Source organism: Caulobacter henricii (genome assembly GCF_001414055.1).
GTDB classification, from domain to species: domain Bacteria; phylum Pseudomonadota; class Alphaproteobacteria; order Caulobacterales; family Caulobacteraceae; genus Caulobacter; species Caulobacter henricii.
On the sequence record NZ_CP013002.1, the window covers coordinates 1,153,157 to 1,175,188 of the forward strand.

17 protein-coding genes and 1 pseudogene are annotated in these 22,032 nt (G+C 65.5%); 11 read left to right on the forward strand and 7 right to left on the reverse strand.

Annotated elements, in window-relative coordinates; translation table 11 throughout:
- Window positions 1-136 precede the first annotated feature (136 nt).
- Window positions 137-710, forward strand: a pseudogene (locus tag AQ619_RS05430) (GNAT family N-acetyltransferase).
- A 57-nt stretch (window positions 711-767) separates the two neighbouring features.
- On the opposite strand, the gene AQ619_RS05435 reads toward AQ619_RS05430, so the two are convergent.
- On the reverse strand, window positions 768-3,419 hold the full coding sequence (locus AQ619_RS05435; protein ID WP_062145248.1) for a TonB-dependent receptor plug domain-containing protein: 2,652 nt from the start codon (window positions 3,417-3,419) through the stop codon (window positions 768-770).
- A gap of 284 nt (window positions 3,420-3,703) precedes the next feature.
- On the reverse strand, window positions 3,704-4,048 hold the full coding sequence (locus tag AQ619_RS05440) for a hypothetical protein (protein WP_062145250.1): 345 nt from the start codon (window positions 4,046-4,048) through the stop codon (window positions 3,704-3,706).
- Between the two features lie 71 nt (window positions 4,049-4,119).
- Between AQ619_RS05440 and AQ619_RS05445 the strand changes: the two genes are divergently transcribed.
- From AQ619_RS05445 to phaH, 4 genes are all read left to right on the forward strand, one after another.
- Complete coding sequence (locus tag AQ619_RS05445) at window positions 4,120-5,133, forward strand: helix-turn-helix transcriptional regulator (RefSeq protein WP_062145257.1); 1,014 nt, start codon at window positions 4,120-4,122, stop codon at window positions 5,131-5,133.
- On the forward strand, window positions 5,130-5,957 hold the full coding sequence (rlmJ, locus tag AQ619_RS05450) for a 23S rRNA (adenine(2030)-N(6))-methyltransferase RlmJ (RefSeq protein WP_062145259.1): 828 nt from the start codon (window positions 5,130-5,132) through the stop codon (window positions 5,955-5,957). Before AQ619_RS05445 ends, rlmJ begins: the two co-directional genes overlap by 4 nt.
- The gene (chrA, locus tag AQ619_RS05455) at window positions 5,954-7,237 is read left to right on the forward strand and encodes a chromate efflux transporter (protein WP_062145260.1); all 1,284 of its coding nucleotides are present in this window, start codon (window positions 5,954-5,956) and stop codon (window positions 7,235-7,237) included. The genes rlmJ and chrA overlap by 4 nt, the downstream gene beginning before the upstream one ends.
- An 85-nt stretch (window positions 7,238-7,322) precedes the next feature.
- Window positions 7,323-8,015: a phasin PhaH gene (gene phaH / locus AQ619_RS05460; RefSeq protein ID WP_062145261.1), complete on the forward strand. Its 693-nt coding sequence runs from the start codon at window positions 7,323-7,325 to the stop codon at window positions 8,013-8,015.
- A gap of 61 nt (window positions 8,016-8,076) precedes the next feature.
- Here the strand turns inward: phaH and AQ619_RS05465 are convergent, their stop codons facing one another.
- Entirely contained in the window at window positions 8,077-10,119 is a 2,043-nt protein-coding gene (locus tag AQ619_RS05465; protein WP_062145263.1) for an alpha/beta hydrolase family protein, read from the reverse strand.
- A gap of 296 nt (window positions 10,120-10,415) precedes the next feature.
- Between AQ619_RS05465 and AQ619_RS05470 the strand changes: the two genes are divergently transcribed.
- Entirely contained in the window at window positions 10,416-13,376 is a 2,961-nt protein-coding gene (locus tag AQ619_RS05470; protein WP_166504145.1) for a TonB-dependent receptor domain-containing protein, read from the forward strand.
- A gap of 84 nt (window positions 13,377-13,460) precedes the next feature.
- Window positions 13,461-14,249: a hypothetical protein gene (locus AQ619_RS05475; protein ID WP_062145267.1), complete on the forward strand. Its 789-nt coding sequence runs from the start codon at window positions 13,461-13,463 to the stop codon at window positions 14,247-14,249.
- 47 nt (window positions 14,250-14,296) lie between these two features.
- Here the strand turns inward: AQ619_RS05475 and AQ619_RS05480 are convergent, their stop codons facing one another.
- Complete coding sequence (locus AQ619_RS05480) at window positions 14,297-14,614, reverse strand: heavy metal-binding domain-containing protein (protein ID WP_062145269.1); 318 nt, start codon at window positions 14,612-14,614, stop codon at window positions 14,297-14,299.
- Window positions 14,615-14,806: 192 nt separating this feature from the next.
- Here AQ619_RS05480 and AQ619_RS05485 point away from each other — a divergent pair, with 192 nt between their 5' ends.
- Entirely contained in the window at window positions 14,807-15,271 is a 465-nt protein-coding gene (locus AQ619_RS05485; protein WP_166504322.1) for a DUF4112 domain-containing protein, read from the forward strand.
- 42 nt (window positions 15,272-15,313) lie between these two features.
- Window positions 15,314-15,751, forward strand: a complete 438-nt coding sequence (locus AQ619_RS05490; RefSeq protein ID WP_062145273.1) for a DUF4112 domain-containing protein — start codon at window positions 15,314-15,316, stop codon at window positions 15,749-15,751.
- Here AQ619_RS05490 and AQ619_RS05495 read toward each other — a convergent pair whose 3' ends face one another.
- The 3 genes from AQ619_RS05495 to AQ619_RS05505 are packed head-to-tail and all read right to left on the reverse strand — an operon-like array spanning window position 15,752 to window position 19,982.
- A complete protein-coding gene (locus AQ619_RS05495) occupies window positions 15,752-16,327 on the reverse strand; it encodes a Uma2 family endonuclease (protein WP_062145275.1) in 576 nt (191 codons plus the stop codon). It lies immediately after the preceding gene.
- Between the two features lie 31 nt (window positions 16,328-16,358).
- On the reverse strand, window positions 16,359-18,515 hold the full coding sequence (gene scpA, locus AQ619_RS05500) for a methylmalonyl-CoA mutase (RefSeq protein ID WP_062145277.1): 2,157 nt from the start codon (window positions 18,513-18,515) through the stop codon (window positions 16,359-16,361).
- 3 nt (window positions 18,516-18,518) lie between these two features.
- Window positions 18,519-19,982 carry a methylmalonyl-CoA mutase family protein gene (locus tag AQ619_RS05505; RefSeq protein WP_062145278.1) on the reverse strand — a complete coding sequence of 488 codons (1,464 nt, stop codon included), beginning with the start codon at window positions 19,980-19,982 and terminating at the stop codon, window positions 18,519-18,521.
- A gap of 161 nt (window positions 19,983-20,143) precedes the next feature.
- Between AQ619_RS05505 and AQ619_RS05510 the strand changes: the two genes are divergently transcribed.
- Window positions 20,144-21,151, forward strand: coding sequence for an NAD(P)H-dependent flavin oxidoreductase (locus AQ619_RS05510; protein WP_062145280.1), 1,008 nt, complete (start codon window positions 20,144-20,146; stop codon window positions 21,149-21,151).
- A gap of 106 nt (window positions 21,152-21,257) precedes the next feature.
- Complete coding sequence (locus AQ619_RS05515) at window positions 21,258-21,995, forward strand: DUF2793 domain-containing protein (RefSeq protein ID WP_062145282.1); 738 nt, start codon at window positions 21,258-21,260, stop codon at window positions 21,993-21,995.
- Window positions 21,996-22,032 lie beyond the last annotated feature (37 nt).

Here is a 22,032-nt window from a genome sequence, read left to right on the forward strand (position 1 = left end):
CCCTTGGGCACCTTGGGCACCCCCTGTGCGAACCGTGGGCGTGTGGCGAAGGGGAGCGGGATCGAGGCGGAATCAGGCTTCCGTCCCGTCGGAGGCGACGCATCAAAAGGCGCGCAGCCTGCCAGAGGAGACCGCCATGACCGAGCCTGCCGCCGCCCTTCGTCTCCGCCTGGCGCATCCGGTGGATATGCCGGTGCTCTCGGCGCTGATGAATGCCGCGATCAGCGACCTTCTCACGCCGTTCCTGCCGGAAGAGGGTGTGAAGGCATCGTTTGAGATCATGGGTCTCGACAGTCAACTGATCGCCGACGGCACCTATTTTGTCGTGGAGGTCCTTGGCGACGACGGGGGCATCGCGGGCTGCGGCGGCTGGAGCCGGCGGGCGACCCTGTTCGGCGGCGACCATTCGGCCGGACGCGATGCGGCCCTGCTCGATCCGGCGACCGATGCCGCCCGGGTCAGGGCCATGTACACCCACCCCGATCACACCCGGAAGGGCGTCGGGCGACTGGTCCTGGAGGCCTGCGAGGCGGCAGCTGCGGCGGAAGGGTTCAGGCGCTGCGAACTGGCGGCGACCCTGGGGGGGCGAGCCCCTCTATCGCGCCTGTGGCTATGAAGACATCGAGCCGTTCTCGGCCATGACCTCCAGCGGTTATGCCGTGCCGCTGATCCGGATGGGCAAGGCCCTGCCGATCACTTTGAAGCGATGACATGCGAAAAGGGCCAGGCTTTCGCCTGGCCCTTCGTATTGGCTCTGTAGCGCGCTCTTAGAACGTCGCCGAGACCTTGGCGTACCAGAAGCCGCCCTGCCAATCGACGATGGAGTCCGAGCGGTAAAGCCGGCCATTGGTCGCCGACTCGCCGGTCAGATCCGGATCGGGATAGTTGGAGAACAGGTTCCGGGCCCCGATCGCAATCGAGTAGGTGTCGGTCGCGGCATAGGAGATCTCGGTGTCGAACATCATCTCCGGATCCCACTTCTGGATCACGTCGGGTTTGCCGACGCTGAACATGTTCTTGTACGGACCGTAGATATTGGCCCGGCCGAGGATCTTGAACTTGCCGATCTCGTGGGTGGCCGACAGCGTGCTCCTCCAGCGCGGCGCGGCATGCTTGAAGTCATAGACGCTTTCGCCGTCGAAGAAGGTGTAGGTCACGCCCGAGGTGTTCGGAGTGGGCTTGTTGACCTTGTCGACAACGAAGCTGTTCCAGTTGGCGCTGGCGGTGAAGCTGGTCGACTGGCCACTGTCCCAAGCCCTCTTGTAGGTCGCCACGACGTCGACACCGGTGGTGGTCGAGTCAAAGGCGTTCTGGAAGAACTGGACCTGGCCGATCGTGTCCGCACCGGGGATCTTGGCACTGATCAGCGCAGACTTGATCAACGGCGTCACCGTGATCGCGCTGGTGGCATAGAACTGGTCTTCGATAGCGATGTTGTAGAGGTCGACCGTCAGGCTCATGCCGTCAAACAGCGAGGCCGTGAAGCCAAGCGCCAGGTTGACCGACTTTTCCGGCTTCAGTTCCTTGGCGCCCATGTACTTGGCGACCGGGTTGGTCGCCGGGAACAGGCCCGAGGCAATGATCGCGCCGTTTTCGACGCGGGTCGACACGTTGGTGGTGAACAGTTGGCCGGGCGTCGGGGCGCGGAAGCCCGTACCGGCTGACGCGCGAATGCCGAAATCCTCGGTGATCTGGTACTGGGTCGCAAGCTTGCCGTTAAAGGTGTCGCCGAAGTCCGAGAATTTCTCGGCCCGGATCGCCGCGTCGAAGAACCAGGCCTCAGTGATGTTGGCCGAGGCTTGGGCATAGCCGGCATAGGAGTCGCGGGTCAGTTCGCCTGAATAGGACGGCGTGTTGCCGGGGAAGCCGTTCGATCCGACGCCCAGGGCATTGTAGACGGGATCGAGGCCCGCAAAGCCGTCCGTGGCGTCTGACTTGTAGTTGGCGCAGTTGAGACCGGCCGTGGAGGGCAGGGCAGCACCCTTGGCCGTGGCGGTCCGGGTGGTCGCATTGCAGAAGCCGAAGGGGTCAGGGACCGACCAGGAACCGGCAATGTAGGAGGGGACATCACCGGGGGTGATCTCATAGCCTTCCTTGCGGTACTCGGCCCCGAAATTCAGGGTCACCGGGGTGCTGATGCCGGCGACCGTCCAGTCATAGGCGAAGTCGGCATTCGCTGCGCTTTCCGTCGAGATGAGCGAGCCGTCGTAGAATTCTTTCGGCGAGGCCGGTCCCATCGACGGGTTCACGGTGTCCCAGATCGTGTAGGCGATCTTGTTGTTCCCGTAGCGACCGCTCAGATCGTAGGTGACGCCGTTGGCGAACTTGCCCTTCAGGCCACCCGTCAGGCTGTAGTCGGTGACGTCGCCGCCGAACATCGGGGTGAAGCCGGCCGGGAAGATCGAGCTGAACTGGAAGATCGAGCCGTCGGCCTGGCGGATCGGCGTGGCATTGACCGCATTGCTGACCGGCGGACGATAGTTGAAGTACTCGGTCGCGCTGCTCTTCGAATAGTTGGCAAAGGCGTAGAGCGACAGGCTGTCGCTGATGTCATAGCCGGCATTGATCACGCCGCGCAGGGCTTCGGAGTCCGGCTGACCCCACTTCTGCACATAGTCCGTGATCAGGGCACCGTAGGACGGGTTGGCGGCGGCATAGGATGCCACGCAGAAGCCGGCCGACTGGTTGGGAATCCCCACGTTGCAGTACTGCTTGCCGCGGTGAACCTGGTTCTGGCTGGTATATTCGAAGGTCCCGTTGACGAAGCCCTTGTCGCCGATCGGCAGGCCGAGATTGCCCGTGATCATCACGTCTTCGCCGTCGCCGAGGAAGAACTGGCCGTACTGGGCCGTCAGTGAACCACCGCTGGGGCTGTCCTTCAGCTGGAAGTCGATGACGCCGGCGATGGCGTCCGAGCCGTACTGGGCACCCGCGCCGTCACGCGTGACGACAACGTTCTTCAGGGCCGAGGCCGGGATGGTCGCCGCGTCGGGGGCCTGGGCACCGGTGCCGCCAATGGTCACCAGAGCCGAACGATGGCGACGCTTGCCATTGACCATGAACAGGGTCTTGTCGGTGGGCAGACCGCGCAGGCTGGCGGGGCGAACGAAGGTGGCACCGTCCGAGATCGGCTCGCGAGCCAGGGTGTAGGACGGAACCAGCGACTTCAGAATGTCATTGGTGTCGGTGAAGGCGGCGGACTTCAGGTCAGCTTCGCTGAACGAGTCCACCGGAACCGCGCTGTCGAGGACGGTGCGGGGCTTGCCGCGCGCCGTGACGATCAGGGTTTCGAGTTCGGAATTGGTTTCCGCCGCCGGGTCGGCGGGTGTCTCGGCGGCGTGCGCCAGTGCCGAGTATCCAAGAGTAACGCTAAGTGCCGAAATTCCGGCGAGAAGTGTCGATTTAAAGTGCCGAGTCATAGAGAGCCCCCTCGTTCAATTATAAACGCACGATTGAATCCTTCTCCACGGCTGTTTTCTCCCGACCTTTATTGTTTTTGAAACTGACGCGATTTTTCACTCGGACGTTGCCGAACGATTAAGCGTGGATTGAAGTCGTCGACTTGCGCAATGGCCGGGTCGGCATGAAGCTGTCACAGGACAGCAGAACGGCCCCGGCGCCCCTTTGGGTGGCGTCGAGACCGCATTTTTAGGCAGAGCGGAGCGCCCGAATGTGCAATCCGGGTCGCGGAAGCCTGCTGGCGTCAGGCGACCATTCGGTGATCGGCGGGTTCGCAGACCTCGGACTCGAACAGGTCATAGGCATCTTCCCAGGCTGCCAGGCGTGAGTCGCGCCGTTCGGCATCGTCGATGACCCGGATGATCTGGTCCTCGCGGTCGTTCCAGACCACGCCCAGGTCCACCACCCGATCAGCGTCCCGACCCAGGAGCAGGATGATGTCGGCGCGGGCGGCGCGTTCGGGGCTGATCCGCATCAGGGTCCGTCCGCGGCCGAGGTCACGGTGAATGTCCGCGAAGGCCAGGACTGCCGAAATCATCGGTGCATTGACCGGGGCAATGGCCCAGACAGGGCAGGCAAAACGGGACATCAAGACCTCCAGGGTTCGGACCGGTCCTGTTTGCGCGTGCCATGCGCCAGATTCGGTCGTATGGAGAACGTATGAGGCACGAAAAAGCTGCACGTCTCCTGGACCTGGCCCGCATGCTGGCGGGATCGGCCGAAGGCATGACCCTGGATGAGATGGCGCGGGCCCTGGAGGTCGGGCGCCGCACGGCGGAGCGCATGCGCGATGCGGTCTGGGCGGCCTTTCCGCAGATGGAGGTGGTCGAGGACCCTCCGACCCGGCGGTTTCGCATTCCGGCCGGGCTGGACGGTCTGTTCCAGACTCCGACCGCCGAGGAACTAGCGGCCCTCCGAACCGCTGCCGATTCCTACAGGGCTTCGGGGGCGGAAGGACGGGCATCATCGCTCTATGCCCTGGAGCGCAAGTTGCTGTCGGCCCTGCGCGGCGCGGCCCGGCGCAAGGTGGCTCCCGATGTCGAGGCTCTGGTCCAGGCCGAGACGATCGCCGTCCATGCCGGACCCCGGCCCTATGAGGACGTGACCGCCCTGGCCGCCATCCGGACGGCGATCAAGGGGCTGAGTGCGCTGTCCTTTCGCTATGAAGGGGGCAGCACGCCCGGCCGCACGCGCGAGGTGACGCCCCTGGGCATCCTGTTTGCCCGCAGCAACTATCTGGTCGCTCTGGAGGGCGAGGATCCGCGTCCACGCTCCTGGCGGCTGGACCGCATGCAGGATCTGCGGGTGCTGGATCGACCGGCCCCGCCGCCGGAGGACTTCTCGCTGCAGGCCTTCGCCGACGAAAGCTTCGGCATCTATCACGGCGCGGTCGAGGACGTGTTTCTGCGGATCCGTCCTGACCGGGCCGAGGATGCCCTGCGCTGGCGCTTTCACGCCACCCAGACCGTGCGTCCAGAGCCGGACGGCTCTGTCACGGTGGCCTTTCGGGCCGCCGGCATGCTCGAACTGGCCTGGCACCTGTTCACCTGGGGCGACGGCGTCGAGATCGTCGCGCCGGCCAGCCTGCGCCAGATCATGGTCGAGGAACTTCGCCGGGCCCTGTCGGTCCATGATAAAGCGGCGGACCTCTCCGGGACCCTGCCTCTGCCATGAACTATCGCCACGCCTTTCACGCCGGCAACTTCGCCGATCTTCAGAAGCACGCCATCCTGCTGGCGGTTCTGGAAACCCTGAAGGCGCAGTCCCCCGGCCTGGCGGTGATCGACACCCATGCCGGGGCCGGCGGATATGACCTCAGTGGCGAGATGGCGCGGCGGTCGGGTGAGGCCGAGGCCGGCATCTTCCGTCTGCTTGCGGACCCGGCTCCCCCTCCGGTTTTCGCGCCCCTGATGGCGGCCCTGCGGGCGATGAATGGCGGCCGGGACGGCCCGCTCTATCCGGGCTCGCCTCTGCTGATCGCCGGCACCCTTCGCCGGGAAGATCGCTATACCGCCTGTGAATTGCGCGACGACGACTTCGACCTGCTGCGCCGGTCTCTGGCACCTTTTCCGTTCGCCCAGGCCTGCAAGGCGGACGGCTACGAGACCGCCCAGACCCGGGCAGGGCGGGGCGGGCGAAGCGTCATCCTGATCGATCCGCCCTTTGAACGGCCGGACGACTATGCCCGCATCGTCGAGACGACGCGCCAGTCCCTGCAACGGGATCCCGCCTCTGTGCTGGCGATCTGGACGCCGCTGAAGGACCTGGAAACCCTCGACGCCTTCGTGCGTGCGCTGGAAACTGTCACGAACGACGCGCTAATCGCTGAGGTCAGGCTGAGGCCGTTGCTGGACCCGATGAAGATGAACGGCAGTGCGATGGTTCTGGTCGGTGCCCCGCTCGAGGTCGAGCCCGCCGTCCGGAGCGCGACCGAGTGGATCGTCCGTCAGCTGGGCCAGGCCGGCGGTGTGGCCCGCATCTGGCGGACCGTCGCATGACCCGAAGTTCGCCGAGCTTTGCCGAGGCCCTGGGAGTCTGGCTGAAGATCGGCTGCCTCGGTTTTGGTGGACCGGCGGGCCAGATCGCCCTGCTGCACAGGACTGTTGTCGAGGAAAAGGGCTGGATCGATGAGGCGCGGTTCGCCCATGCCTTGAGCTTCTGCATGCTCCTGCCCGGACCGGAGGCCCAGCAGTTGGCCGTCTGGCTGGGCTGGCGTCTGCACGGGGTGCGGGGTGGCGTCGCGGCGGGACTGTTGTTCATCCTGCCCGGCCTGGCCGTCATGCTGAGCCTATCGGCGCTCTATATCGTCTATGGGCGGTCGGAATGGGCCGGGCCGGTGCTGCTGGGACTCAAGGCGGCGGTTGTCGCCCTGGTGACCCAGGCCGTGTTGCGGATCGGCGGACGCGCCGTCCGGGATCGGGTCGGTGCCCTGATGGCGGTCGCCGCCTTTGGGCTGATGAGCTTCACCATCGTGCCGTTTCCCGTCCTGATCCTTGTAGCCGGTCTGATCGGCTGGGTTCTTGGCCGGGGCGCAACGGCGGAGCTGGTGGCGATAGAGTCCACGCCGCGCCGCGGAACCCTTAGAACTGTCCTGGTCTGGCTGGTCGTCTGGCTGGCCCCCGTTCTGACCGCCCTGATTCTGGCACCCGACTCCGTGGTGGCGCGGATGGGTGCCATCTTCAGCGGACTGGCCGTGGTCAGCTTCGGCGGAGCCTATGCGGCCCTGGCCTATCTGGGTCAGGCGGCTTCGGCCCTCGGCTGGCTGACGCCTGTCCAGATGCTGGACGGCCTTGGTCTGGCCGAGACGACGCCCGGACCCCTGCTGCTGGTCTTTGTCTTTTTCGGCTTTGTCGGGGCCTATCAGGCCGCCGCGCCGGAATGGGCCTGGATCGCCGGGCTCGCGGGCGGTCTGATGGCAGCCTGGGCGACCTTCGCGCCGTCGTTCCTGTGGATCTTCGCCGGCGGGCCCTTCGTCGAGCGCCTGCGTGGCCGGCCGCGACCGGCCCGGGCCCTGTCGATGGTGTCGGCGGCGGCGGTCGGGGTCATTGCCCAGCTGGCCCTGTGGTTTGCGACCCATCTGCTGTTCCGCACGGGTGAATCTCTGGCCTGGGGTGCCTTGAAGGTGACAGTCCCGGATCTCGCCAGTCTTGATGCCGGGGCCCTGGGGCTGACGGTTTTGGCCCTGGGTCTGACCTTTGCCCTGCGCCTGCCGATGCTGGCCCTGGTGGTGGTGATGGTCCTGGCCGGACTGGTGCTAAAGGGGATTGGATTGACTTGACCTAGGGGCAACATTTTCGCACTTGCGAACGTGAGATCTGTGTTATGCTGCGTTGCACAAAATCGCGGTTGCCGGAGCGCGCGCCATGGTTTCCTCCTTGTCTTTCCTTCCCGAGTTCAAGTCCGAGCGGGTTGATCCCGAAACGGCACCCCATGTGATGGTCGGGGCGGCCTCGCCCCTGTGGCTGATGTTCGGGGGCGCTGCCGCCGCCGGAGCGGCCTGGTGGTGGTGGGCCTCACGCTGGCGCGAGGCGGTCAATCTTGAAGCCCACGCCGGTCGCGCCCCTGAGCCTGTAGCCGAAGCCGCAGCCGCGCCCGTCGTCGATCCGCCGGTTGAGCTAGTGGCCGAGCCGGTCGCCTTTGTCGCCGAGGAGCCGCTCGAAACCCTGGACACGCCGGAGGAAGCCGCCGATGCGGTTCTGGCCCCCGAGGTCGAGATCCCGGCGGTGGTCGAGGCTGAAGCGGCCGTGATCGAGGCCGTTGAGCTTGTGGCCGTGGTCGAACCCGTCGTCGAGCCCGAGCGCGTCGCCGAAACCGAAAGCCCTGATCTGAACGCCAGCCTCGAGATCCAGGCCGATGACCTGACCCGGCTGGTCGGGATCGGCCCCAAGCTGGCGGCTTCCCTGACTGAACTGGGCGTAACGCGCTTTGCCCAGATCGCCGCCTGGACCACCGAGGACATCCAGTCGATCGATCAGCTGCTCAATCTCAAGGGTCGGGCCGACCGCGATGCCTGGGTGGCCCAGGCCAAGCGCTTTGCCGCCACCGTCGAGGCCTGAAGCCGGGCGGTGACCCGTCCGGCCCGCTTTCAGTGATGGGCCTGACGGTGCCTTTTCGGGGTCATCGGCTCGCGCCGATGCCCCCGCTGCCGCACTCGGTGTTCAGGTACTTCTCGATCTCGACCAGCTGGGTCTCGACCATGGCGGGTTCCATGGTGGCCAGCTGGTGGCCCATGTCCTTGATCTCGAGATAGCGGTGCGGCTTGCCGGCTGTCTTCAGGGCGTCGACGAACTTGCGCGACTGCTTCACGTCGACGATCTGGTCGCGGTCGCCATGATAGATCAGTAGCGGGATCTGGGAGTCCCGCGCCTTTTCAAGGGCATCAAGACCCCGGATGGTCGGGTTCTGGAACTCCCGCTGGAAGCGGTTGTCAAAGGTGGCCTGCTTGATGCTGGCCAGGTCGCCGGCTCCGGCACCGGAGATGGCGCAACGATAGAGACCATTGGGCCGGATGGCGGCGGCCAGGGCTGCATAGCCGCCATAGGAATAGCCGAACATGGCCACCTTGTCGGGCGCAGCGACCTTCTGGTCGATCAGCCAGCGGACCCCGTCATCCTTGTCGTCCTGCATTTTCTGGCCCCATTCGCCGTCGCCGGCGCGCCACAGCTTCTGGCCCCAGCCTTCGGACCCGCGGAACTGGGGTTGCAGGACCGCATAGCCGCGGCTGGCGAAGTACTGGACCCAGCCGGCCGGATCCCAGTCGAGATAGTCCCGTGCCCAGGGGCCGCCGTGGGGTTCGATCAGGGTCGGATAGGGGCCGGGGCCGAACTGGTCGGCAGGCGGGGTGGTCAGATAGGCCGGGATGATCAGGCCGTCACGGGCCGGGTATTGAACGAGACGTGTGGTGCCCAGGGCGGCGGTGTCGAGATCGGGCCGCACCTTGCCCAGCAGTTTCAGCGTCCCCGAGGTGTCGAGCAGATAGTACTCGCCCGGATTGGCCGGACCCGACTTCTCGACGATGAAGTGCTTCAGATCCTCCGACCAGTCGGTGATCGCGGCATCGGCCCCTTCGGCGACAGGCAGGCGCGTCGCTGCCCCGGTCGCTGGATCCGTCCAGTTGACGACGCTGGTCTTGATGCCCAGGGCGGCGCGCAGGCTCTTGTTCAGGGCCGAGAAAGTCTCGTCCGTCCAGTAGGTGGTGTTGGTCGCCCCCGAGTAGGAGAAGCCCAGGACCCGGCCATAGTCAGCCTTGGCGGTGGAGGTGACGATGCCGCCAGCGTCGAACAGCTTGTGCTCGAGCAGGGGCTCGACGATCTGCCGGGCCTTGATGTCGTAGACATAGAGACCGGCCTTGTCGCGACCCTTGCTGGACGAGATGTAGAGGATGTTGGGATCGTCGGTGAAGCCGACGATGGCAACCGGCTCGCGGTCCTTGGCATACCAGCGGAAATGCTCGGACCACTCGCCGCTGGCCGGGTCGCGGATCCACTGGGCGAAATAGACCGCGCCATTGTCATAGCCCAGCTCCTGGCGGGTACGGATCTCACCCTTGAGGTCCACCTGGAAGCCGCCGAAGCGTTCGGAGCCGCGCATCAGCCGCTCGGTAACGCCCGAATAGATGTCCAGCTTGAGGATGTCGCCCCGGGTATCCTGGCGCCGGTCTTCGACCACGATGTTGCGGGGATCAGCGGGCAGGAAGTCGATCACACCGGCATCGTCGAACTTGGCCTGGAAGGCATCACTCTCCGAACGGGTGCGACCGTCCGGCAGGAGCGTGCTCCAGGACTTGCCTTCCAGGTCAGAGACATATTGCCGGCTCAGGTGGGTCTTGATGTTACCGACCGTGAAGGTCTGGATCGTCCGCACCAGCAGGCGGTCATTCTTCAGAAAACTGACGCCCAGGATGCGGACCTTGGCAGCCGAGATCACGGCCGGCGGCTTGTCCAGGGCGTCCGTGCTCCAGACCGAGATCATCGGGCTCTGGCCGTTCTGGCTGGTCAGGGCGACGATGTGCTTGCCGTCGCGCGAGATCTGCACGTTGCTGATGGCCGGCGGGTCGGCGAACACCTTGGCCGGTAGTGGCGCGGCCTGGAGCGAAGGGGCCGTCAGGCCCAGTAGGACGGCGGCTGCGGCTGCGGCGAGCGGGCGCGGGTCTAGTCTCACAGTCGGCTCCAGTCTGAATGCGTTTCTTTGGGTGCGCCTGGCCAGCGAACCCGTTGCCACCATAGCGGGTGCGTCGGCCCGGCCAAGCCCGTGACTCTGCAGGCCTTGCGCCGATCCGACCGTTGGGTGCGTACCGAAAGACACAGTGTGTCGGAAATACGACCCAAAGACGACACCTAGGTTGCGGTGCAGCCCCGGATCGCGCTCTTGTCCCCATTGCAGTTAAATTCCACGCCTCTGTCCGAAGAAGCTGTCGGTCTTGCTGCCCTATGGGAATTCACGGAGGCGTTTCTGTCATGTCCAACCATCGTAAGCATCTTTTGGCCACCACGGTCATGGCCGGACTGGCGGTCACCGCCTTTGCGCCGACCCTGGCCCTCGCCCAGGCCGCCGCGCCCCTGCCGACCACCGCCGACAAGCCGGCGGACGTGACCGAGATCGAAGAGCTGGTCGTGACCGGCTCGCGCATCAAGCGCAGCGAATTCAACAGCCCCGACCCGATCCAGGTGATCAGTGCTGAACAGGGCAAGCTGAAGGGCATCTCGACCGCTGCGGGTCTGCTGCAGACCTCGACCATCGCCTCGGGTTCGCCGCAGGTGACCTCGGCCATCTCCAGCGCCTTCGTCACCGACGGTGGCCCCGGTGCTGAAACCATCTCGCTGCGCGGTCTGGGTGCCAACCGTACCCTCGTGCTGGTCAATGGTCGTCGCACCGGTCCGGCCGGCGTCCGCGGTGGCGTGTCCTCCGTCGACCTCAACGTCATTCCGGTGTCCGCGATCGACCGCGTCGACATTCTGAAGGACGGTGCCTCGTCGATCTACGGCTCCGACGCCGTCGCCGGCGTGGTCAACATCATCACCAAGCGCGATACGGAAGGCTTCGAGATCGATGCCTTCGTCAGCCAGCCCCAGGACAAGGGCGGCGAGCAGAGCCGCGGCAGCATCAGCTGGGGCAAGACCTTTGACCGCGGCTTCCTGAACGTCTCCTACGACTATTCGAAGACCGCCGAGCAGCGGATTGGTGATCGCAGCTACACCAACTGCGGCCGTCAATACATCACCGACTCCAGCGGCAAGCGGAAGGACACCATCGATCCCCGCACGGGTTCGGCCCAGTGCCGCGACCTGCTGTATGATCAGATCTGGCTCTATGACTTCAGCTTCGCCGGTCTCGATGGCAAGCTGCAGTTCGACTATGACGGCAAGCTGGGCGGCCTGATCCCCCGCGTGCCGCCGGGCCAGGCGGCCAACTATCCGGGCGCGCCGGCCGGCTTCTATACCGTGGGCTACAGCGATGATCCCCAGGCCGCCGACAACGGCGTTCTGGACTTCAATAGCCCGTTCAATCTCGAATCCTCGCTGGTGCCGCGCAACGAGCGCTCGACCATCTATGCCCAGGGCGCGTTCGACATCACCGACAGCGTCGAGGCCTATGGCGAACTGCTGCTGAACCGCCGCGCCACCAAGAGCAACGGCTATCGCCAGTTCTGGAGCTACTTCTACACCGGCGACATCGACCCGTTCAGCAAGGGCTTCACCGGCGACTTCATCCTGTCACCGACCCCGGTCACCAACCGGGCCCGCGACGGCCAGCGCGTTGACTATCAGCGCTTTGTCGGCGGCCTGCGCGGCGACTTCGGCAAGATCGATTTCCTGAAGGGTTGGGACTGGGACATCTTCAGCCAGTACAGCCACTCCAAGGGCGTCTATTCACGTGACGTGATCCTGAAAGACGCCGTTGATATCGGCGCTTTCCGCACCGGGTCTTGCGCGGGCCAGACGACACCGATCAGCAAGAAGAAGTGCGTCGACGTCAGCTGGGTCACGCCGGACTTCCTGGCCGGCAAGTACACGGCTGCCGAAGAAGCCTTCCTGTTCGACAATGAAGCCGGCAAGACCATCTACAAGCAACTGGTCATCGAAGGTTCGACCTCGGGTTCGCTGTTCAAGCTGCCGGCCGGTGACGTGGGCGCCGCCTTCGGCTTCCACTATCGCAAGGACTCGATCAACGACACGCCTGGTGCCGTCACTCTGGCCGGCAATGTGTGGGGCTCCTCCACGGCCGGCATCACCAAGGGCGACGACCTGGCGCGCGAGTTCTTCGGCGAGCTGAGCATTCCGCTGCTGAAGGGCCTGCCCTTCGCGGAGAATGTCGAGCTGTCGCTGTCGGGCCGTCATACCAAGGTCAACAGCTATGGTGAGGACGACACCTACAAGGTGGGTCTGAACTGGCAGATCGTGCCGTCGCTGCGCCTGCGGGCTACCAAGGGCACGTCGTTCCGCGCTCCGGCCCTGTTCGAACTCTACAAGAATGCCGAGACGAGCTTCGCCTCACAGCGCACGCTCGACCCCTGCATCCGTTGGGCGACCAACCTGGCCCAGGGCAACCTGCCGCAATACGTCGCCAACAACTGCGCCGCCGCGGGCATTCCGGGCACCCATTCGGGTGCCGGCTCGTCGGCCACCATTACGGCGGGCGGCGGCAAGGGCGCTCTCGAGGCCGAAACCTCGAAGGCGGTCACCTATGGCGTGATCTGGACCCCCAGCTTCGCCAACCTGAACGTGGCGGTCGACTACTTCGAAATCGAGGTCAATGACGAGATCACCCAGCTCGGTGCCGCGCGCATCGTGTCGGGCTGCTATCGTTCGCTGTCCTTCCCGAACGATCCGCTGTGCAAGCTGTTCACCCGCACGCCGGGCTCCAACCTGATCAACAAGGTCACCAACAACTATCTGAACATCGCCGAGCAGGCCAACCGCGGCATCGACCTGACCGTTCGCTACGGCCAGGACCTGCCCTGGGACACCAGGCTGACGGTCGACCTCCAGTCGACCTGGCAGCTTGAGGACACCACGGCCCTGTTCGCCGGCACGACGATCGACAAGAACGGTTTTGTCGGCGATCCGGACTGGACCGGCCAGCTGAACTTCCGCCTCGTCAAGGGCGATTGGACGGGCTTCTGGGGCGTCGACATGGTCGGCAAGGCGTCTGACGCCGAGGACTATGCCGACAAGAACGCGGCGGGGACCACCTTCTACAAGATCCACACCGAGTTCACGGCCTATCACAGCCTCTCGCTGCAGAAGAAGTTCGACGACTGGTCGGTCCTCGGCGGCGTGGCCAATGTGTTCAATGAAGCGCCCCCGGCGGTGTCGCGCGGCCAGGGCAACTACAGCACGGTCGGCACCTCGGTTCTGGCCTCGCAGTACGACTACTATGGTCGCCGCGTGTTCCTGAATATCACGGCGCGCTTCTAGTCTTAGCGGATTGGACTAACATGACGGCGGCGGGGCGACCCGCCGCCGTTTCTGTATTGATATCCGAGTTGGGGACCTGATCGCGTGAACGCCATAATCCGGGGCAAGCCCGACAATCTCGACGAGATCGGCCTGCAGTTCGAGCGCGCGAGCCTGGCGACGCCGGTCTATCTCAACAGCGTGCCCAAGGCCGGCACCCACCTGATCCGCAACATCCTGCGGATGTTCGTCGCGCCGGAGCAGCACTGGCGCCGGGAATACATTCAGCACGCCATCCTCAGGCAGTACGGGCCGGAGGCCTTCTCAGCCGCCAGACCGATGATCAGCTGGGGTCACATGCTGTTTTCGGACGAGTCGGCCATCGCCCTGCGCGATGTTCGCCATATCGTGCTGGTCCGCGATCCCTATGACTGGGTTCTGGCCCGGGCGCGATTCTACCTTTCGGACGAATTCCAGGGCAATCTGAACCACATCAAGGGCGGCGCAGCCTCGGCCGAGGACGTGGTGATGATGATGATCCTCGGCGCCCACGGCAAGGTGCCGGACCTGAAGGACATCTTTGCCCTCAATGCCGTGGCCTGGATGGGCTCCAGCGCCGTGATCGTGCGCTATGAGGATATTGTCGAGAGCCTGAATGACCTGGGATCCAGGCGGTCGGAGGCCTTTTTCCGCCAGTTGCTCGCCGATTGCGGTCTGGATCTGCCGACCGACTGGCGAGAGCGGGTCGAGGCCGGTGCCGATCGCCGGGAAAGCCGGACCGCCAGCGAAAACCTCAATGTAACGGCCGACTTGCCGAGAGTTCTGTCAGACGTCCACAAGCGGATCGTGGATTTTCACGCCCCCGGCCTGCGGGCCCTTCTGGGCTACGCCTAGAGCCTTTTCCGACCTGATGGCTCCATCAGGGGCGGGGGCAAAGGGTTTTAGATCACCACGGCCGTTCCGGAGACCGAGACCATCATCATCGAGCCATTGGGGCCGACGGTGTTGTAGTCGAGGTCGACGGCCACGATCGCATTGGCGCCCAGTTTCTCGGCTTCCTTGATCAGGTTCTTCAGGGCGTCATCACGCGCCCGCCCCAGGACCCGTTCATAGGACTTCGAGTGGCCGCCGATGAAGTCGCGGATGGCGGCCATCAGGTCCAGCACCACATTCGCGCCCAGGATCGACTGGGCGTAGATCGCCCCCTTGTAGTCCTGAACCGGCCGGCCTTCGATGAAGGGCGTGGTCGAGATCAGCATCGATAAACCCCTGTGCGGCACACGCGACAACGTCGTTAACTTAGGCGCAAACTGCGGCTTCCGCGAGGGGCTCACCTGCAAAGCGGCGCTTTCTTGCGTCAATCTCGCCTCCTGCGGGAATCTGGCGTTCTGCCACTTCCTGCGCGCCGATGGTTAAGGCAGATTGGGCCCAGTTCTTCACCCCGGAGTTTTCTGGTGATCTTCGCCAAGTCGCACCTCGACCTGCACAACATCCGGAACAATGTGGAACGGGTTAAGAAGCTGTCGGACAATGTCGTGGGTGTCGGCCCGCTCGGCGTCGGCCTCGACGGCCTGCTGACCTGGATTCCGGGCGCTGGCGAGCTCTACAGCCTCGGGGCCGGCGGCCTGATCATCATGGACGCCGTACGGGCCCGCGCCGCGCCGATGATCGTCATCCAGATCGTCGCCATCATCCTGATCGACACCGTGGCCGGCTCCCTGCCGGTCGCCGGCAAGGTCGCCGACGTGCTGTTCACCGGCCACAAGTGGTCGGCCGACATGTTGATCAACCATATGGACGACACCATCTATTTCGAGGGCAGCCGCAAGGAGGTCCAGGGTACGGCGGAGTATCGCGATCTTTTGGCCCGGATTCAGGCGGGCAAGGAAAAGCGCCGGGTCGTTTTCCTGGGCTGACAGCGGTCGATACATTCTGAACGGGCGAGGCGTTGATCAAGCATGACCGATGAAGCCGCCCCCTTCGCCGACACGCGCCGGGCTCGCGCGCATCGCGCCTGGCGGTCTGCTGAGACCATCAAGGGTCTGTCTGACCGCCTGATCGGTCTCGGTCCCTTCGGCCTGGGTCTGGATGGCGTCCTGTCGTGGGTTCCAGTGGTTGGGCCGCTCTACAGTATGGGTGCCGGCGGGCTGCTGCTGATCCACGGCCTGTCGGCCGGAGCCTCGTTCGTGACCCTCGCGCGGATGCTGGCCTATGTGGCGATGGATACCGCCACCGACGCCGTGCCGATCGCCGGCTCGGTGGTGGACATGATGTTCCCCGGCCACCTGATGGCCGCCAAGGCGCTGCAGAAGGACATCGAGGCCCGGCATGGCCTCCCCGATGACGTGGCGCTGAAGCGTGCACCCAAGAAGCGGGCCAAGGCCGGCAAGCGCTGATCAGCGGATTGCGGGCAGATCGGCCAGGCAGAGCGTCAGGTTCGGAAAGACCAGTGAGGTCACAGCTTCGCGCGCCGCGTACTGTGTGACGTCGCGATAGAGCCCGCCATCAAGGGTGCGATGCACGATGATCGTGGCGGCGTTGACGTCAACCACCCAATAGTCGCGCACCCCATGCTGGGCGTAGAGCTCGGCCTTGAAGGCCAGGTCATACTTGACCGTTGACTGCGCGACTTCGATCACAAGGCCAACATTGGCCCCGCCGACGGAGGTCAGGGGAAGCCTGGCGTCGTAGAGATAGAGATCGGGATCGGGCGCGTTCGTCGGAGAAAGCCGCAGTGTGGAGTCGACGATCACCTGCACGGCATCGCCGGCCAATAGCATCAAGCGCTTGGCGATCTGCATCTTCGCCCAGGTATGCGGCGCGCCTTCCGAGGCCATCTCAACCAGCGCTCCATCAACCAGTTCGACGCGAGCGCCTTCAGCGAGAATCCCGGCTGCCTGCATGCGCAGGACATCGTCCAGCGTGAAGCGATACTGCTGCGAGGTCTCCAGCGCTCGGGAGAGGGCGTTCATTCTCCCAGCATAGCACAGTCGGACAGGGCCGCTAAGCCACCGCCCCCTGGGTATAGCCGAGCTGGACATTGAGCTTTTCCAGCACCTCGATGGCCGCCTCGGCGATCACTGTGCCGGGGGGGAAGATGCTGGCGGCACCGGCGTCGAGCAGGGCCTGGAAGTCCTGGGGCGGGATCACGCCGCCGACCACCACCACCATGTCCTCGCGTCCCAGCTTGGCGAGCTCGGCCTTCAGTTCCGGGACCAGGGTCAGGTGGCCCGCCGCCAGGGACGAGGCCCCGACCACATGCACGCCGGCCTCGATCGCCGCCTGGGCGGCTTCGGCCGGGGTCTGGAACAGTGGGCCGATCTCGACCTTGAAGCCGAGGTCGGAGAAGGCGCTGGCAATCACCTTCTGGCCGCGGTCGTGGCCGTCCTGGCCCATCTTGGCGACCATGATGCGGGGCGGTCCGCCATCGGCTTCCCTGAAGGCGGCGACCATGGCTCGGGCCCGGGCGGCCTTGGGATCGGCACCGGCTTCCTTGCCATAGACGCCTTCGATGGTCTGGATCACGGCGCGGTGGCGGCCGAAGACCTTTTCCAGGGCATAGCTGATCTCGCCGACCGTGGCCTTGGCCCGGGCCGCATCGACCGCCAGGGCCAGCAGGTTGCCGTTACCGCGCGCGCCGGCTTCCAGGGCGTCCAGCGCGGCCTGGGTCGCGGCCGGATCACGTTCAGCCTTCAGGCGGGCCAGTTTTTCCAGCTGCTGGGTGCGGACCGAGCTGTTGTCCACCTTCAGCATCGGGATCACGTCCTCGACCTCGGGCTTGTAGCGATTGACCCCAACCACGCTCTGGCGATTGGCGTCGATGCGGGCCTGGGTCTTGGCGGCGGCTTCCTCGATGCGCAGCTTGGGAATGCCGCGCTCGATGGCCCTGGCCATGCCGCCGGCGGCCTCGACCTCTTCGATATGGGCGAGGGCCTTGAGGGCCAGATCGTGGGTCAGGCGCTCGACATAGTAGCTGCCGCCCCACGGGTCGGCGACGCGGGTCGTGCCGCTCTCCATCTGCAGGAACAGCTGGGTGTTGCGGGCGATGCGGGCCGAGAAGTCGGTCGGCAGGGCCAGGGCCTCGTCCAGGGCGTTGGTGTGCAGGCTCTGGGTCTGGCCGTTGACGGCGGCCATGGCCTCGACGCAGGTGCGCGAGACATTGTTGAACACATCCTGGGCCGCCAGCGACCAGCCGCTGGTCTGGCTGTGGGTGCGCAGGGAGAGGCTGCGGTCGTCCCTGGGATCGAACTCGCGTTTCATCAGCCGGGCCCAAAGCAGGCGGGCCGCGCGCATCTTTGCGACTTCCATGAAGTAGTTCATGCCGATCGCCCAGAAGAAGCTCAGGCGCGGGGCGAAGACGTCGATGCTCATGCCGGCTGCGACGCCGGCCCGGGCATATTCGATGCCGTCGGCAAGCGTATAGGCCAGCTCGAGGTCGGCCGTCGCCCCGGCCTCCTGCATGTGATAGCCGCTGATCGAGATCGAGTTGAACTTCGGCATATTGGCCGAAGTGTATGAAAAGATGTCGGAAATGATCCGCATCGAAGGCGCGGGCGGATAGATGTAGGTGTTCCGCACCATGAATTCTTTGAGGATGTCGTTCTGGATCGTGCCCGACAGCTTGTCGGGCGAAACGCCCTGTTCCTCGGCCGCCACGATATAGAGCGCCAGGATCGGCAGCACCGCGCCGTTCATGGTCATCGACACGCTCATCTTGTCGAGCGGAATGCCCGAGAAGAGGGTGCGCATGTCGAGGATCGAGTCGATGGCGACGCCGGCCATGCCGACATCACCCTTCACCCGCTCATGGTCGGAATCGTAGCCCCGGTGGGTGGCCAGGTCGAAGGCGACCGACAGGCCCATTTGGCCAGCGGCCAAATTGCGTCTGTAGAATGCGTTGCTGTCCTCGGCCGTGGAGAAGCCCGCATACTGACGCACCGTCCACGGGTTGGTGACATACATGGTCGGGTAGGGGCCCCGCACATAGGGCGCGACGCCGGGATAGCCTCCGGTGAAGTCGAGACCTTCGACATCGGTGGCCGTGAAGGCGGCCGCGACATCGACGCCTTCAGGCGTATTCCAGACGGGGCCTGCCGAAGCGACCTCTTGAGCGGTGACCTCGGCGAAGTCGACGGTGGTGAAGTCGGGGAACTTGGTCATGGCTCAGGCTCCCTCAAAGGCGGCGGCGAAGCGGATGGGCGTCAGGGGCGGGCAGTGACTGTCGGGTCCCGGCAGTCGCGGATCCGGCCCCTCCACGGCGAAGGCGGACGAATCGACGGTCTCGACCTCGGCAGGCTTGTCCTCGGCATTGGGGAAGACCGTGACCCCGAGGATCTTGCGGCTCTTGTCGGCGAAGGCGGCGGCCTGGGTGTCGCGGGCGAGGCCCACGGCCGTGGCGATCTGGCCGATCTCCAGGGCCTTGATCACCCCGCCGGCGGCCTCGATCGACTGGAAAAGGGCCCAGGCGCCACGGGCGATCTGGTCGGTCAGGCTGTCGAGATACCAGGAGCCGCCGGCCGGATCGGCGACACGGCCAAGATGGCTCTCTTCCATCAGCACCAGCTGGGTATTGCGGGCCTGACGGCGGGCAAAGGCCGTCGGCAGGCCGATGGCGTCGGTGAAGGTCCCCAGCACCACCACATCAGCGCCGCCGACCGCACCGGCGAAACCGGCCGAGGTCAGGCGCAGCAGGTTGGTCCAGGCGTCCTTCGTCGTCAGCATCCGGGCCGAGCTGCGGGCCTCGATGACGGCCGGCTCGGACACGCCGCAGGCCTCGGCCAGGCGCGCCCACAGGGCCCGGGCGGCGCGGACCTTGGCCACGCCGGTGAAGTATTCACCGTCGAGGCTGACGCCGAGCACGATGCGGCGGAAGGCCTCTTCCATCGTCAGGCCCGAGCGCACCAGCGCCTTGGCATAGGCCAGGGCGCTGGCGGTCATCAGGGCCAGTTCCTCGACATTCGAACCGCCGGCCTCGTGGGCCGCGCGGCCGGTCGCCAGGAACAGGCTGGCCCGGGCATAGGTCGTCGACAGGCGCGCGCCGACCGTGGCGGCGTTGAACACATGGCTCTCGATCGGGCCCGGGCTGGTCCCGGTCTGGCCGAAGGTGGTGAGCGGATCCATGTGAAAGGCCAGGGGCGCATTGGGCGCACCCTTGGCCACAGCACCCAGCCAGTCGGCCGCCTTTGGCCCCAGATAGCCGGCGTCCAGGGCGACTGGAGCCAGATCGATCAGCACCCCGTCCAGCGCCCTGGCCAGATCATCCGCCGATCCGATGGCAACGCCTTGGGCCCCCGTCGGATCGACGGCCAAGAGCACCGAGGCTGCGCCGTTCTGCAGATCGACCAGGCTGTCGCGCGCCGCGCGTTCGGAGTCGGGATGGGCGATCCGCATCCGCAGGTCCCAGGGGCGGTCGGCGTCCCTTGTCCGCAGATCGCGGGCGACCGACACGCCATCTGCGGCGGTATAGAGGGGCTGGATGGTCAGGCCATCAGGCGTGAGCACCGTCAGGGCCTCATCAAAGCTCTGACCTTTCAGCGTTTTTTCGACCAGAGCCGTCCAGCGGGCGCGAACCGTCGCGTCGTCCGAGACGGCGAAATCATCAGCCAGAGGCGTCGCGGTCTGGGTCAAGGCGTCTCTCTCCTGCAGTGCAGCATTCTTGGCTTTTTGTCCGTGATGCGCCCCTGCCGCTAGGGCCGTCAAGTCTTGCGCCCGCCCCAAACAAGCGTTTAAGCTGAACGCCGTTTACATGCGCGGTGCTCAACGCCGCCTCCTGAGGGGAGCCGATCTTCATGGCCTTGCCGCCCGTTCTTCGCGACCGCCTTCGCCTGCCGGTTATCGCCTCGCCGCTGTTTATCATCAGCAACCCCGACCTGGTGATTGCCCAGTGCAAGGCCGGCATTGTCGGCTCCTTCCCGTCGCTGAACGCCCGGCCGATCTCGCAGCTCGACGAGTGGCTGCACCGGATCACCGAAGAGCTGGCCGCCTATGACCGCGCCAACCCCGAAGCGCCGTCCGCCCCGTTCGCAGTCAACCAGATCGTTCACCGGACCAATAACCGGCTCGAGGAGGACATCGAGCTGTGCGTGAAATACAAGGCCCCGATCGTGATCACCTCGCTGGGCGCCCGCGAGGACCTCAATGCCGCGATCCATTCGTACGGCGGTATCACGATGCACGACGTCATCAACGACAAGCATGCCCACAAGGCCATCGAAAAGGGCGCTGACGGCCTGATTCCGGTCGCCGCCGGCGCCGGCGGCCATGCCGGCACCCTGTCGCCCTTCGCCCTGATCCAGGAGATCCGTCAGTGGTTCGACGGGCCGGTGGCCCTGTCGGGTTCGATCGCCTGCGGTCGCTCGATCCTGGCCGCCCAGGCCATGGGTGCGGACCTGGCCTATATCGGCTCGGCCTTCATCGCGACCCAGGAAGCCAATGCGGCCCAGGGCTACAAGGACATGATCGTCGAGAGCCACGCCGACGACATCCTCTATTCCAACCTCTTCACCGGCGTGCACGGCAACTATCTGCGCCCCTCGGTGATCAAGGCGGGGATGGATCCCGACAATCTGCCGGTCAGCGATCCGTCGGCCATGAACTTCGGTTCGGGCGGCAACCAGGAAGCCAAGGCCTGGCGCGACATCTGGGGCTGCGGCCAGGGTATCGGCGCCATCGACGCGGTGCTGACGGCCGGTGAACTCATCGCCAAGTTCTCGGACGAGTACGAGCAGGCCAAGGCCGAACTGGCCGCCAAGACCGCCCTGACATCGGGCAACCACCTGGCCTTCGCGGCCGAGTAGCGACACGCTGGAGCGGGGAAGGGGACGGGGATCGACCAAGGTCGGTCCCCGGCTCTGTCAGCGGAGCAATCCTTGAGGCGTTTTCAACGCCCTGAAGGGACCTCCGATGTTCGACGAATCCACCCCGCGCCTGGGTCTGCCCTATGTGCTGGCCGCCCAGGCCCAGAAGCATATCCCCATCAATGAAAGCCTCGCCCGGCTGGACGGACTGGTCCAGCTGGCTGTCGAAAGCCGCGTCGTCGCGGCGCAGCCAGTCAGCCCTGTCGGAGGCGGGGTCTGGATCCTGCCGGCCGGCGCGACGGGCGCGGCCTGGTCGGGCCAGGCCGCCGGCACGCTGATGCGTTTTGAGGCCGGCGCGTGGGAGGCCATCTCCCCGGCCGAAGGCGTCCTGGCCTGGGTCAAGGACGAGAACCAGCTGGTGGCCTTTGATGGCGCGGCCTGGGCCCCCCTTTCGGCCAGCTTCAAGAGCCTGACCGCCGCCGCCTCGCCGGGACTTGCTAATACCCGCTTGGAAATCCGCGAGGAGGAGACCGCTCTGGTCGGCGCGACGACCTCAACGGCCATGGTCATACCGTCGCGGGCCATCGTCCTGGCGGTCTCGACCCGAACCACGGTCGCGGTGACCGGGGCTGCCGCCTACAGCTGTGGCGTGGCGGGCGATGCGTCCAAGTTCGGCGGTTCGCTGGGCGTGGCCCGGAATTCCAGCAATGTCGGGGTGATCGGTCCGACGGCCTTCTATTCCGATACCCCGGTGCTGCTGACCGCGGCCGGCGGGAGCTTCACCGGCGGCAAGGTGCGGGTGGCGGTCCACCTGCTGCGGTTTGATACACCGGCGGCGGTTTAAAGCTGCTCCCCCTCCGGGGTAGCTGTCGCGGAGCGAC

Coding starts and splice junctions, on each gene's coding strand:
- AQ619_RS05495 (WP_062145275.1), bottom strand. CDS start 16,327: ATGAACGCCCTCTCCCGAGCGCTGGAGACCTCGCAGCAGTATCGCTTC.
- AQ619_RS05435 (WP_062145248.1), bottom strand. CDS start 3,419: ATGACTCGGCACTTTAAATCGACACTTCTCGCCGGAATTTCGGCACTT.
- AQ619_RS05490 (WP_062145273.1), top strand. CDS start 15,314: ATGACCGATGAAGCCGCCCCCTTCGCCGACACGCGCCGGGCTCGCGCG.
- scpA (WP_062145277.1), bottom strand. CDS start 18,515: ATGACCAAGTTCCCCGACTTCACCACCGTCGACTTCGCCGAGGTCACC.
- AQ619_RS05440 (WP_062145250.1), bottom strand. CDS start 4,048: ATGTCCCGTTTTGCCTGCCCTGTCTGGGCCATTGCCCCGGTCAATGCA.
- AQ619_RS05480 (WP_062145269.1), bottom strand. CDS start 14,614: ATGCTGATCTCGACCACGCCCTTCATCGAAGGCCGGCCGGTTCAGGAC.
- AQ619_RS05470 (WP_166504145.1), top strand. CDS start 10,416: ATGTCCAACCATCGTAAGCATCTTTTGGCCACCACGGTCATGGCCGGA.
- chrA (WP_062145260.1), top strand. CDS start 5,954: ATGACCCGAAGTTCGCCGAGCTTTGCCGAGGCCCTGGGAGTCTGGCTG.
- AQ619_RS05445 (WP_062145257.1), top strand. CDS start 4,120: ATGAGGCACGAAAAAGCTGCACGTCTCCTGGACCTGGCCCGCATGCTG.
- phaH (WP_062145261.1), top strand. CDS start 7,323: ATGGTTTCCTCCTTGTCTTTCCTTCCCGAGTTCAAGTCCGAGCGGGTT.
- AQ619_RS05510 (WP_062145280.1), top strand. CDS start 20,144: ATGGCCTTGCCGCCCGTTCTTCGCGACCGCCTTCGCCTGCCGGTTATC.
- AQ619_RS05515 (WP_062145282.1), top strand. CDS start 21,258: ATGTTCGACGAATCCACCCCGCGCCTGGGTCTGCCCTATGTGCTGGCC.
- rlmJ (WP_062145259.1), top strand. CDS start 5,130: ATGAACTATCGCCACGCCTTTCACGCCGGCAACTTCGCCGATCTTCAG.